Origin of the sequence: Microbacterium sp., from assembly GCF_040394595.1 — a bacterium.
Classification (GTDB): domain Bacteria; phylum Actinomycetota; class Actinomycetes; order Actinomycetales; family Microbacteriaceae; genus Microbacterium.
Genome location: NZ_JBEBSA010000002.1, coordinates 48,897 through 61,694, shown reverse-complemented (window position 1 = coordinate 61,694; position 12,798 = coordinate 48,897). Strand labels below are relative to the sequence as shown.

The following is a 12,798-nucleotide window of genomic DNA, read 5'->3' as shown; positions in this document are numbered from 1 at the left end:
GGGAAGGAATCCCCATGCGAGTGGTCGCACAGCTGCTCCCCGAGTTCGATGAGCGCGAGCTCGCGGAGGTCATCGATCCGTTGTCCGCATGGGACGACGGTCTGGGCGTTCTCGCCCCGGTGACCTCCGCGATCCTCCTGCCCGACATGACGGGGCTGCTCTTCGGCGAGGGCGCCGAAGAGGTCCCGTTCGGTGCGCTCCTCCGCGCCGTCGCCGCTGCGGCGCTGACGCCGGACGCCGCTCCCGACCTCGACGACGGGGCCGTCGACCAGTGGCGGCTGAGGGAACAGGCGACGGAGCGCCTGGCGAGCAGCATCCACGCACTCGGCATCCGCTCCCTGGTGCACGACATCAACGCGCGCCGGGAAGCGGGGAGCCTGCGCGGGGCCACCGCCGAGGATCGCTACCTGGACTACTGCCGTCGCTGGTCGTCCGAGTTCGGGCCGGCCCTGCTGGAGCGGCTGCCGATCCTCGACAATCAGCTGCGCCGCCTGATCGCCGATCACCGTCGCGTCGCCGCTGAGACTTCCGACCGGCTGCACCGCGACATCGCGGCGCTGCGCGATTTCGTCGGATCGCCGACCGGCCGCGTGGTCTCGGTCGACGCCTCGGGGGACACCCACGTCGGAGGGAGGGCCGTCGGAGTCGTGACCTTCGACGACGGTGCGAGGGTGGTCTACAAGCCGCGCACCATCGACGGCGAGGCCGGCTGGGAACGGCTGGCGGCCTCGCTGAGCTCCGGGTCGCCGTTCGAGCTCGCCGCCGCGCGCACCCTCTCCCGTGACGGCTACGGCTACATCGAGTTCGTCGAGCAGACCCCCGCGGACCCCGCTGCGCTCGCCCGCGCATGCGGCGTGCTGGGCGCCATCCTCTACGCCGTGAACGCGTGCGACATGCACGCCGAGAACATCCTCCTCAGCGCCGCCGGCCCGATGCCCGTGGATCTGGAGACCGTGCTGCATCCCCGCCGGCACTCCGATCCGAGCCACGCGGTCGTGCCCGACAATGCGCACCAGCTGCTGGCGCAGTCGATCTACGGCGTCGGCATCCTGCCGATGGTGATCGCCCGCGGTGACGGCGAGGGCGGATACATCGACATCGGCTTCCTGGGCGAGGGCGGCGGGGGCGATGCCCCGTTCAAGACCATGCACGTCATCGGCGGGTTCCGCGACGATCTGGTGACCGCGCTGATCGCGCTGCCCGCGTCGACGATGCAGTCGACGCGGCCGTTCACCGTGCGGGACGACGACGTGCGCGGATACGCCGACCGGTTCCGTGCCGGCTTCACCGAGGCCTACGACTGGGTGCTCCGTCACCGCGACGCCTTCGCCGGTCTCGTCGAGGACGCCTTCGCCGGCGCCGAGCTGCGGTACCTGCACAATCCCACGTTCGTCTACTCGCAGCTGCTGCAGATGGCGGCCGGCGCCTCGGTGATCGCTGACCCGGCCGCGTTCCTGAGCGTGCTCAAACGCATCGGCATCGTGTCGCGCGCGTCGTCCCCCGCGCTCGTGGCGAACGAGGTCGCACAGCTGTCCGAACGGGACGTGCCCTACTTCGTGGTGCGCGTGGACGAGGCGGACATCCGCGACGGTCGCGGTATCCCCACCGGAGCGCGTCTGCCCGCGACGCCGTTCGACGAGTTCCGCGCCGGCCTGCGGCGCATGGGCGAGACCGACCTGCGCCGCCAGCTGGCGATGATCGGCTCGGCGTTCACCGCGCAGTTCCCCGACAACGAGCTCCCGTTGCCGGCAGCCTCGGAGGTTCGCTCATCGGCGCGCGGTGCGCGCTCCTCCCTGCACGACGTGCTGCGCGAGATCGGCGACGGACTCGCCGAGAGCGTGCTCCCCGATGCCGAGCCGTCGATGCCGTGGACCTGGGTGGGCCCGATCGCCTCGGTGGTGCGCGAGCGCCCCTGGCCTCCCGGCGTGCTGCAGTTCGACCTCTACAGCGGGCGCATCGGCCCCGCTCTCGCGCTCGCCGCGTCGGCGGAGCTCACCGGGGACCGCCGTCATGCACAGGCGGCCGCCCGCGTGTTCTCGCCCTTCGTGCAGACGCTCGGTGATCTCGCCCCGGACGGCGGCTCGCATCGGGAGGTGAGCCTGGCGGCCTTCGCGGGCTTCACCGGCGTGGCGTATGCGATGTCCGAGGCCGGGACGATGCTGGACAGTGACGAATGGCGGGAGGCGGCGCGGCACGCCGCCCGGCGCCTCGCGACGCAGTTCGCCCGGCACCCGTTGGAATCCGCTGATGTCATCGCGGGCAGCATGGGCACGCTCGCGATGCTCCGTCACATCCTCGACGGCGAGGAGAACCATGATCTCGACCTCGCCACCGAGCGTGAGCTCTCCCGGATCTTGGACCCCGAGAGCAGGGAGGCCGACGGCATCTGGGCGCACTCCGGATTCGCCCACGGAGTCTCCGGAGCGCTGTTCTCCCTGGCGCGCTGGGCTCCCGAGTCGCCGCGCCGCACGGCGGCCCTCACGACGCTGCTCGATCGGCTCGAGGACTTCTTCCGTCCGTCCGAGGCGCACTGGGTGTCGAACCTGCGCGGGGGCGACAACGCGGCGACCGGGTGGTGCCACGGCGATGCCGGCATCGCACTCGCGCTCGTCGCCGTCGAGCGCTGGGCGCCCGCCCACGATGTCGGGGAGAGCGCGTCACTGGCCGTCGACAACGCCTTCGCCTCGGGCTTCGGACGCAACCTCACGCTGTGCCATGGTGACCTCGGAAACCGCGACATCCTGGACTGGATCGCGCGGACGACGGGAGACGCATCGATCGGACGGCGTGTGGAGGAGAAGGACGCGTCGCTGACGGCCGAGGTGATCCGAGGGCGCCTCCGCGCCTACACGCACAGCAGGTATGCGCACACGAACTCGATGATGACGGGATCGTCCGGGGTCGCCAGCGCGATCGCGCGCCGTATCGGCGGCGGGTCGTCGACGTCCCCGCTCATCCTTGGGGGTGCACGATGACGGGCGGGCGTCGCCGCGTCCCCGCGGTGCTGCAGGCCACGCAGACCGAATGCGGGTTGAGCTGCGTCGTCGCCATGCTCGGCGCCTACGGCCACCATGCCCGCATGCCCGAGTTCCGCGCCGAGGTGGAGCTCGGACGGGACGGCATGACCGTCGGGGACATCGTGCGGCTGCTGCGTTCGCGGGATATGACGGCGCGGGTGCTCCGCGCGCCGTCCGCCGAGCACCTCCGGCTGCTGGACCGTCCGGTGATCCTGTTCTGGGAGAACAACCACTTCGTCGTGCTGGAGCGCATCGTCGGCGACCGTGCGGTGATCATGGATCCCGCTCGGGGTCGTCGTCGGGTGTCCTTCGCCGAGCTGGCCGCAGGCTTCAGCGGCCTCCTCATCGACGCCGAGCCGGGCGAAGACTTCGCTCGGCGACGGGTTCCCGCCTTCGCCGACTGGCGGACGATCCCGCTGCGCGCACCCGGGACGCTGCGCGCGCTGGCTCTGGCGATGCTGCTGATCATGGCCGGCTACGCGCTCACGCTGAGCGTCCCGCTGCTCACCCAGTGGTCGGTCGACTCCCTCGCCGGTGACGCCCCCGAGCAGTTCCCCATCCTCGGGGCCATCCTCATCGCCATGGCGTCCTACTACGTCATCGCGGTGCTGCGCACCGTCGTGCTCTCACGCATCGTCGCGCTCGTCGGGCAGCACCTCATGTCGGAGGTGTTCGCGAAACTCCTGCGATTGCCGATGCGCTTCTTCGCGAGCAGGGCGGCCGGTGACCTGCTGTTCCGGATCGCCAGTGCGGGGGCCATCCGCGACTTCCTCTCCTCACGGTTGGTGCAGTCGATCATCGACATCGGCACGATCGTCGTACTGTTCGTCTATCTGGCGGCACTGTCGCTGCCGGTGTTCCTCTTGACGGCTGGGGTGCTGGTGCTGATCGCGGTGCTGCTCGCGACGACCCAGCCGGCGATCGTGCGGGCCGTCGACAACGAGGTGAGCCACGCGGCCAAGGCGCAGGCGATCCAGCTGGACGCCATCTTCTCGGTGCCCGCGGTGAAGATGGCCGGTGCCCAGGACTGGTTCGCGCAGCGGTGGCGCGGCGAGTATGCGGCGTCGCTGCGGGCGATGCGCCGCACCATGGTCCTCCAGCAGGGCTGGATCGGAGGTGTCGTCTCCTCGGTGCAGATCTTCGCCCCCTTGCTGCTGCTCTTCTTCGCGCTCTCCCTGGTGCAGACGGGCTCGCTCACCCTCGGCGCCGCGGTTTCGGTGCAGGGCATGGTGGGGATGCTGTTCGGGGTGGCGACCTCGATCTTCCAGAGCTTCGCGGAGTTCGTGCACACTTCGAGGGCGGCGACCCGCGTGGCTGACATCACCGAGTCCGACGACGAGCCCGAGGGAGGTGACGTGCGCGTCCTGGACCGGACCGACATCCGCCTCGAGAACGTGTCGTACTCCTACGCGGCCAACAGCGCGCCGGTGCTCACCGACCTGTCGGTCACGGCGCCGGCGGGCGCGGTGACCGCGATCGTCGGACCCTCCGGCGCCGGGAAGACGACCCTCGCGATGCTCATGTGCTCGCTGAGCATCCCCTCGGACGGGGAGATCCTGTTCGGAGGACGGCCGCTCGCCGACTACCATCTCTCGTCGCTCCGGCAGCAGATCGGCTATGTGCCCCAGGACGTCGCCCTGCAGAACGGCACACTGGCAGACAACCTGATGCTCGGTGCGGGTGACGGTCTTTCGATCGAGGAGGTGGAGATGCGCTGCCGCACCTTCGGCATCCTCGACTTCGTCGACGACCTGCCGATGGGGTACGCGACGCAGATCTCGAACCAGGGCGGGAGCTTTTCCGGCGGGCAGCGGCAGCGCATCGCCGTCGCCCGGGCGCTGCTGAGAGACCCGCAGATCCTCGTGCTCGACGAGGCGACGAGCGCCCTCGACACCGTGAACGAGGATCGGGTGCGCCGGCTGCTGCAGTCACGAGGCTGCACGCAGATCATCCTCGCCCACCGGCTGAGCACGATCCGCGGTGCAGACCAGATCATCGTGCTGGATCGTGGGCGGATCGCACAGCGGGGCACCCACGAGGAGCTGATGTCCCTGCCGGGCCTCTACCGCGATCTCTACGCCTCCGACGACGTGCTCGGCGCCGGGATCGCGTAGAGGCTGCTACGCCCCTCCGAACAGTCCCTAGCCGCCCGCGCAGTAGCGCAGCTCGATCGTCGAGCGGATCGCCACGTCGCCGGGGGCCGACGACATCGACTTCACGGTCGGTGGGTCGGAGGCCTTGCAGTCGTCGAGCTTCACGGGGGTGACCGTGAGGGACAGGTCCTCGAGCTTCTTGGTGGCCGCGTCGAGCGTCCAGCCGGTGACGTCGTCGAGGGTCACGTTGCCGCTCGCGATCACCAGGTTGACCGTGGTGCCCGGTTCGACCGCGGTGTCGGCGTCCTCGCTGGCCGACAGCACGATGCCCGCCGCCGTGGACTTGTCGTTCTGCTGCCGTACGGTGCCGACGGTGAGCCCGACGTCCTTGAGGGCCTTGGTCGCGGCATCCTGTGTGAGGCCCGCGAGCACCGGCACCTTCACGAGGTCGGCACCGGTGGACACGTAGAGCGTGATGGTCTCGCCCTTCTCCACGGTGACGTCCGCCACGGGGTTCGTGCGGATCACATGACCTTCGTCGATGGTCGCGCTCGACTCCTCCACCGTGCGCACGCGCAGGTCGAGCTTGTCGAGCGCGGCCTCGGCGTCTTCGAGCTTCCAGTCGGTGAGCGTCGGCACGGTGCGCGAGGTGGTCGGCACCTCGGTGCGGTTCATGCTGATGCTGACCACCCAGAACACCACTGAGACGACGAGCACGGCCATGAGCGCCACGGCGGCCCAGATCCACGCGACCGGCGGACCCGACTGGGTGCGGGCCATGGTGGTATCGGTGCTCAGCTGTCGCAGCGTGCGTGCGGTCTCCTGCGCCTGACGGGGGTTCGGACCGTACAGCTCGCTGGTGAGCGCGCCGAGCTCCTTCTTCGTCGGCGCGACGCCGGTCGCCGCCGCGTCGAGCGCCGAACGGAAGCTCGCCGCATCGGGGAAGCGCTGATACGGGTCCTTGGCCATCGCGCGCAGCACGACGGCGTCGAGCGCGCCGGGGACCTGCTCGTTCACCTCGGTCGGGGGGACGGGGGTCTCGCTGACGTGCTGGTAGGCCACGGCCACCGGCGAGTCGCCGCGGAACGGCTGCCGCCCGGTGAGCATCTCGTAAAGCACCACTCCGGCCGAGTAGAGGTCGGTGCGGGCGTCGACGTTCTCGCCCTTCGCCTGCTCCGGCGAGAAGTAGGCGGCGGTGCCGATGATCTGGGTCGTCTCGGCGACGGTCGACGAGGAGTCGGACACCGCACGGGCGATCCCGAAGTCCATCACCTTCACCGCTCCGGTGTCGGTGACCATCACATTGCCCGGCTTGATGTCGCGATGCACGACGCCGGCACGGTGCGAGTAGTCCAGCGCCTCGAGGATGCCGTCGGCGTAGCGCACGGCGTCCTCGACGGGGAGCGGACCCGCGGCGATGAGGTCCTTGAGCAGAGTGCCCTTGACGAGCTCCATCACGATGTACGGCGGCTCGTCGGAGCTGGGCTCGGAGTTGGGGTCGCCGGCGTCGAACACGCGCACGATCGACGGATGCGACATGCGTGACGCCGCCTGCGCCTCGAGGCGGAACCGGGTGCGGAAGGCGGTGTCACGTGCGAGCTCGGGGTCGAGGATCTTGATCGCGACCTCGCGCCCCAGGGTCATGTCCTGACCCCGGTACACCTTGGCCATGCCGCCGTGCCCGATGAGCTCGTCGATGCGATAGCGGTCCGCCAGGACCCGCTGCTCAATGGACACGGACTGCTCCCCCTTCACGATGACGGTCTCCGTCGGATTACAGGCTACCCGGCGGGTTGCCGCCGGACCTGGATCACTGCTGCGGGCCGTCGGTGGGGCCGGGCGTGGGAACGCCGTTGTCGATGATCGGCGCGACGACCGGATCGGACTCCGGCGACGTGCGCGGCTCATCCTCGCCGCCCGAGCACATCACGGCGTAGGTCGCCACGACGTTCTGCCCTGGCAGGTTGGCCACCATGATGTCGACGCTGCGGGTGTTGGCGTCGAAGTTGCCGTTCCCGTTCACGAAGGAGGCGTTCTGCAGCTTCACGACGAAGCCCGAGATCGTCGACCCGCTGGGGCAGGTCGCCCCTGCACCCCAGTTCAGCGTGATCTTGGTGCCGGCGACGGCGGGGCCGCTGAGGGTCGGCGGAGCGCTCGGCTTCGCCACCGCAGCGCGCGGCGTGTAGAAGTAGAGCGTCACCTGGTCGGTGATCGGGACGTCACCCGAGACCGGGTCGACCCGCTGCACGGTGTTGACCTTGGCGTCGGAGGGAGCCTGGTCGCCCTCGGTGCACTTCGTATTGGTGAAGCCGTTCTGCTTCAGGATGTTGAGCGCCTCGTCGCAGGGCTTGCCGACCAGGCCGAGGGACGCGATGTCGACGGTCTTCGTCTCGGTCTTCGTCGGCGTCGGCGTGTCGCTCGGCGAAGAGGAGATCGACGAGGAGTCGGTCGGCTTCGGGCCGGCGTCCTTGTTGCCGAAGAGCGCCCAGAGCGTGGGGATCAGCACGATCAGGAGCAGCACGATGAGCGCCACGAGCGGCCAGGTCCACGGGCTGCGCTTCTTTTTCTTCTTCTCCTCTTCCTCCACGGCGCCCTCCGCGGGGAGCGTCGCCGTGGTCGGCAGGATGCGGGTGGTGTCGCCGCCTCCGCCGAGTCCGAGGATCTGCGTGGCGTCGTCGGCCGCGGCGGCGCCGGAGACGATCGCCGGCACCGCGATCGCGGCGGAGTTGAGATCGCCGCGGCGCAGCGCCTGCGCGGCGCGGGCGACCGTCGCCGCGGACGACGGCCGGTCGGCCGGCTTCTTGGCGATCATCGCCATCACGAGGTTCTGCACCGGTCCGGGAACCGTCGACGGCAGCGGCGGGGGCTGCTCGTTGATCTGCGCCATCGCGATCGCGACCTGCGACTCCCCGGTGAACGGGCGCTTGCCCGCCAGGCACTCGTACGCGACGATGCCGAGTGAATAGATGTCGGTCGCGGGGGACGCCGGATGGCCGGAGGCCTGCTCGGGCGACAGGTACTGCACGGTGCCCATGACCTGACCGGTCGCCGTGAGGGGCACCTGGTCGGCGATGCGCGCGATGCCGAAGTCGGTGATCTTCACCCGGCCGTCCGGCGTGATGAGCAGGTTGCCGGGTTTGATGTCGCGGTGCACCAGGCCGGCGGCGTGCGCGGCCTGCAGGGCCGAGGCGGTCTGGGCGACGTAGTCGAGGGTCTTGTCGGCGCTGAGGGCGCCGTCGCGCTCGAGGATGGTCGACAGCGCCTCACCGGGCACCAGCTCCATCACGAGGTAGGCGGAGCCGTTCTCCTCGCCGTAGTCGAAGACGCTCGCGATGCCTTCGTGGTTGACGAGCGCGGCGTGGCGGGCCTCGGCGCGGAAGCGCTCGAGGAAGCCCGGATCCCCCATGTACTCGTCCTTGAGGATCTTGATCGCCACGGTGCGTCCGATGACGTGATCCGTCGCCTCCCACACCTCGCCCATGCCGCCGATCGCGATACGCGACTGCAGCTCGTAGCGACCACCGAACGACACACCCTGCGTCGGTCTCATCTGCTCAGCACCGCCTCTATGACCTTCTTCGCAATCGGAGCGGCAATCGAGTTGCCCGATCCGGATTGTCCCTTACCGCCGCCATCTTCGACGACGACCGCCACCGCCACCTGCGGATTCTCCGCTGGCGCGAAGCCCGTGAACCACAGCGTGTACGGCTTCGATCCGCCGTTCTGCGCTGTGCCCGTCTTACCGGCCACATCGACTCCGTCTATTCTTGCACCGGTCGCCGCGCCGTCCCGGACGCTCGCCATCATCGCGGCCGTGATCGCCTGCGCGGCGTTCGCGTCGAGCGCCTCGCCGAACTCCGAGTCGGAGTACTCGCGCTGCACCGCGAAGTCGTCTCCGATCACCGCGTCGACCATCCGCGGGTTCATGACCACCCCGTCGTTGGCGATACCCGCGGCGACCATCGCCATCTGCAGCGGCGTCGCAGTGACCTTGCCCTGGCCGTAGCCGCTCTGCGCGGTGAAGTCGTCGCTCATGCCCTTGGGGTAGCTCGACGGCGTGGACTTCAGCGGCGTCTCGAAGCTCTGGTTGAAGCCGAACTTCTCGGCCGTCTCGCGGATCCGCTTGTCGCCCAGTTTCACCGCGAGCTCGGCCATCGGGATGTTGCAGCTCAGCCGCAGGGCCTCGGCGATCGTGACCGTCTCACCCGGACCGCAGGCGCTGCCCCAGGCGTTCGAGATCTGGATCTTCGTGCCGGGGAGCGTGTAGCGGGCCGGGTTGGGGAGGGTCGACTGCATCGTGTAGTCGCCGCCGGCGATGGCCGCGGCGGCCGTGACGATCTTGAACGTCGAGCCGGGCGGGTAGAGGTCGCCGTTGATCGCCCGGTTGTACAGGGGGTTGCCCGGATCGGCGTCGAGGGTGTCGTGGGTCGCGTTCGCCGCATTCGCGTCGTGCGTCGCGAGCGCGTTGGTGTCGAAGCTCGGGGTCGTGACCATCGCGAGGATGCGTCCGGTCTTCGGCTCGATCGCGACGACGGAGCCCTTGAGCCCCTGCATCGCGTCCCATGCGGCCTTCTGGACCTTCGGCTCGAGGCTGAGTTCCACGCTGAAGCCCTGCTGCGGCTGGCCGGAAAGGATCCGCTCGAACTCTGCGAACACGTTCTTCGATCCGGTGCCGGAGAGCTCGACGTTGAGGGCGCTCTCGATGCCCGTCTGTGAGCCCAGCGCCGGGTTGAAGTAGCCGGTCACCGGAGCCCACATCGCGGCGTCGGCGTAGATCCGCTGGTACCGATAGCGGTCGTCGGACGCCGTCGACGAGGCGATCGCCGTGCCGCCGGCGATGATCGATCCGCGCTGGATCTGGTAGCTGTCCAGCTTGGTGCGGGTGTTGTAGTCGTTCTGTGCGAGGTTGTCGGCGTCGACCACCTGGATCCAGCTGGTCGCGAGGAACAGCGACAGGAACATCGCGAGCATCACGATGCTCAGCCTGCGGAGCTCTTTCGTCATCCGATCACCACCCGGGGTTGACGGCGCACGCCGTCGCTGATGCGCAGCAGCAGCGAGACGATGAGCCAGTTGGCCACCAGTGACGATCCGCCCGCGGCGAGGAACGGTGTCGTGAGGCCGGTCAGCGGGATCACGCGCGTGACACCGCCGACCATGATGAACACCTGCAGGGCGAGGGTGAACGAGAGACCGATCGCCAGCAGCTTGCCGAAGTCGTCCTGCCCGGCGAGGCCGATGCGCACGCCGCGGCTGACGAAGACCATGTAGAGGCACAGGATCGCGAACAGGCCGACGATGCCGAGCTCCTCGCCGAGGCTGGGGATGATGAAGTCGCTCTGCGCCAGGGGGGTGAGCTGCGGGCGACCGAGGCCCCAGCCCGTGCCGATGATCCCGCCGTGCGCGAGTCCGAAGATGCCGTCGACGAGCTGCCCGCTGCCGCCCTTCGCCTCGATGAGTTTCGGGTTGAAGGCGTCGATCCAGCTGACGAACCGACCGTGCACGTAGCTGAGGACCTGCGCGGCGAGGAACACGCCGACCGCTACGCCCGCGAGCCCGATCAGCACCCAGCTGGTCTTGCCGGTGGCGACGTACAGCATTGCGATGAACATGCCGAAGATCAGCATCCCGGTGCCGAGGTCGCGCTGTACGACGATGATGCCGAGCGAGATCAGCCAGACGATGATCACCGGCCCGAGCTCGCGCATCCGTGGCCAGGTGATGCCGAGGAACTTCTTGCCCACCGAGGCCAGGCTCTCGCGCGTGCGTACGAGGTAGCCCGCGAAGAAGATCGCCAGGCAGATCTTCGCGAGCTCTCCGGGCTGGAAGGAGAACAGGCCGCCGAGCGACACCCACACGTCGGCTCCGGCGTCGGAGACGCGCAGCCCCGGGATGAACGGCAGCACGAGCAGCACGATCCCGGCGAGGCCGAAGATGTAGGTGTACCGGTACAGCACCCGGTAGTTGCGCAGGGCGATCACGAGCGCGATCGCGCCGAGCAGGGAGATCGCGGTCCAGGCGAGCTGCTTGGTGGAGAACGCTCCCCAGCCGGTGAGCTTCTTCGCCAGGTCGATGCGGTAGATCATCGCGATGCCGAGCCCCGTGAGGAGCGTCGCGATCGGCAGCACGAACGGATCGGCGTGTGCGGCGACGATGCGCAGCACGATGTGCAGGGCGAACACGAGGACGGCGAGTCCGCCGCCGATCGCGAGGATCATCGGGTCGATGCGCCCGAGCGCGCCCAGCTGCACGAGGGCGAGGGCGGCCCCGGAGAGGGCGCAGGCGAACAGCAGCAGCCAGAACTCCCGGTTGCGCTGCGTCTGCGGCATCCGGATCCTCTTCAGCGCCTTGAGGACGCTGGTATCGGCGTTCACGGCGGTCACGGGGTGGGGCCCGTCGTCGGTGTCGGTGTCGGTGTCGGTGTCGGAGTCGGATCGGGCGTCTCCCCGATGACCGAGTCGGCGCTGGCGCGCAGCCGGTTCACGATCGCCTGCGCGTCGGTGAGCGAGCGGGCGTTGATCGTGCGCTCGACGGAGTTGCGCTGGTACTGCGGCAGGTCCGCGAGGAGGATGCCGGTGTCCTGCACCTCGGTGGAGAGGGCGAACGGGCCGATGCTCTGCTGCACGCCGCGGTAGATCACCACGCTGTCCTCGTCGGCGCCGACGTAGTAGCGGGTCTGCGTCCAGTTGTAGCCGATCACCGCGGCGCCGGCGAGGAGCCCGAGGGCGATGACCAGCGCCGTGATCCAGCCGAACCGTCGGCGACGGGCGCGGCGGCGGTCCTCCTCGATGAGCTCCTCGAGGAAGTCGGCCGCCGGTTCGAAGTGGGTCGGCTCGTTCGCTGCCTGACGCACCGGGTGCAGCCAGCCGGTGAGCGACGAGCGCGCCGCCGGGACGATGACGCCCTGCGGGTTCGCGGCCGCGCCGACCACGGTCGGGGTGCCGGACGAGAGGGGATGCGCGCCGCCGACGTCGACGAGCACGATCGTGACGTTGTCGGGGGCGCCGCCGTCGAGGGCCTGCTTGAGCAGGTTGTCGGCGGTGCGGCCGGGGGCGAGGCCGAGCCGCATGGCCTTGGTGATGTGCAGCTCGTCGACCACGCCGGAGAGCCCGTCGGAGCAGATCAGCCAGCGGTCGCCCGGATGCGTCGGCATGACGAACATGTCGAGCTCCGGGTCGATGTCCATGTCGCTGAGCACGCGCATGAGCACCGAGCGCCGCGGGTGGTAGCGCGCCTCCTCGGGGGTGATGCGGCCCGAGTCGACGAGCCGCTGCACGAACGTGTGGTCGGTGGTGATCTGGGTCAGCTCGTCGTCGCGGAAGAGATAGATGCGCGAGTCGCCGATGTGCCCGACCACCGCGTACTCGTCGACCATGATGATCGCGCTGAGCGTGGTGCCGAGTCCGGCGAGCTCCGGGCGGTCCTTCGAGGCGCGCACCAGGTCGGCTGCGGCGGTGGTCGCCGCGGTCTGCAGCTCGGCCTGCGCGTCGTCGGTGCTCGCGTACGCGTGGTCGAGGCCCTCGAGCCGCTGGATGGCGACGCTCGAGGCGACGTCTCCGCCCGCGTGGCCGCCCATGCCGTCGGCGACGACGAAGAGATTGGCCCCGGAGTATCCGGAGTCCTGGTTGTTGGAGCGGACCTTCCCGGTGTGGGAGATCGCGGCGCTCGAACCCTCGAAGACCATGGCG

The 12,798-nt window shown here is 69.5% G+C and carries 7 protein-coding genes; 2 read left to right on the top strand and 5 right to left on the bottom strand.

Annotated features, from left to right (window positions below; translation table 11 throughout):
• Positions 1 to 14: 14 nt before the first annotated feature.
• Together lanM and ABWO84_RS03025 are read left to right on the top strand one after the other, a co-directional pair.
• The gene (gene lanM / locus ABWO84_RS03030) at positions 15 to 2,975 is read left to right on the top strand and encodes a type 2 lanthipeptide synthetase LanM (RefSeq protein ID WP_353112406.1); all 2,961 of its coding nucleotides are present in this window, start codon (positions 15 to 17) and stop codon (positions 2,973 to 2,975) included.
• Positions 2,972 to 5,131, top strand: a complete 2,160-nt coding sequence (locus ABWO84_RS03025; RefSeq protein WP_353112404.1) for a peptidase domain-containing ABC transporter — start codon at positions 2,972 to 2,974, stop codon at positions 5,129 to 5,131. Before lanM ends, ABWO84_RS03025 begins: the two co-directional genes overlap by 4 nt.
• Before the next feature lie 27 nt (positions 5,132 to 5,158).
• Here the strand turns inward: ABWO84_RS03025 and pknB are convergent, their stop codons facing one another.
• The 5 genes from pknB to ABWO84_RS03000 all read right to left on the bottom strand — a co-directional run bounded on the left by pknB (position 5,159) and on the right by ABWO84_RS03000 (position 12,794).
• Positions 5,159 to 6,847 carry a Stk1 family PASTA domain-containing Ser/Thr kinase gene (gene pknB / locus ABWO84_RS03020; RefSeq protein ID WP_353112402.1) on the bottom strand — a complete coding sequence of 563 codons (1,689 nt, stop codon included), beginning with the start codon at positions 6,845 to 6,847 and terminating at the stop codon, positions 5,159 to 5,161.
• A 73-nt stretch (positions 6,848 to 6,920) separates the two neighbouring features.
• On the bottom strand, positions 6,921 to 8,660 hold the full coding sequence (locus tag ABWO84_RS03015) for a serine/threonine-protein kinase (protein WP_353112400.1): 1,740 nt from the start codon (positions 8,658 to 8,660) through the stop codon (positions 6,921 to 6,923).
• Positions 8,657 to 10,114 carry a peptidoglycan D,D-transpeptidase FtsI family protein gene (locus ABWO84_RS03010; protein ID WP_353112398.1) on the bottom strand — a complete coding sequence of 486 codons (1,458 nt, stop codon included), beginning with the start codon at positions 10,112 to 10,114 and terminating at the stop codon, positions 8,657 to 8,659. Before ABWO84_RS03010 ends, ABWO84_RS03015 begins: the two co-directional genes overlap by 4 nt.
• Complete coding sequence (locus tag ABWO84_RS03005; protein WP_353113189.1) at positions 10,111 to 11,439, bottom strand: FtsW/RodA/SpoVE family cell cycle protein; 1,329 nt, start codon at positions 11,437 to 11,439, stop codon at positions 10,111 to 10,113. Before ABWO84_RS03005 ends, ABWO84_RS03010 begins: the two co-directional genes overlap by 4 nt.
• 50 nt (positions 11,440 to 11,489) lie before the next feature.
• Positions 11,490 to 12,794 carry a PP2C family protein-serine/threonine phosphatase gene (locus ABWO84_RS03000; protein ID WP_353112396.1) on the bottom strand — a complete coding sequence of 435 codons (1,305 nt, stop codon included), beginning with the start codon at positions 12,792 to 12,794 and terminating at the stop codon, positions 11,490 to 11,492.
• Positions 12,795 to 12,798 lie beyond the last annotated feature (4 nt).